Annotated in this window: 1 pseudogene; it reads left to right on the forward strand. The window is 77.1% G+C overall.

From position 1 onward, the window contains the following. Positions 1-266: pseudogene (locus ON37_RS26480) on the forward strand (hypothetical protein); the annotation flags it as partial.

The raw sequence follows: 266 nt of genomic DNA on the forward strand, positions 1-266 counted from the left end.
ACGACCGTGCTCGGCCCGGACACGAAGCCGCCCGCTCCGGCCCCGGCGGCGACCGCGACCGCGCGAACGCCTGCGCCGCAAGCGAAACCGTCTCCGGTCCGGGATCGGCGGATCTGGTGGGCGGCCGCCGCCGCGCTCGTGGTGGTGGCGGTGATCGTCGGTCTGGTCGCCACCTCGGGCTCCGACGATCGGTCGGATTCGCGGGCCGACGGCACCGGGACGTCGGCTCCGCAGCAACCGGGCACGGCGTTCGCACCGCCGGGCGC

Origin of the sequence: Nocardia veterana NBRC 100344 (assembly GCF_000308855.1) — a bacterium.
Classification (GTDB): Bacteria; Actinomycetota; Actinomycetes; order Mycobacteriales; family Mycobacteriaceae; genus Nocardia; species Nocardia veterana.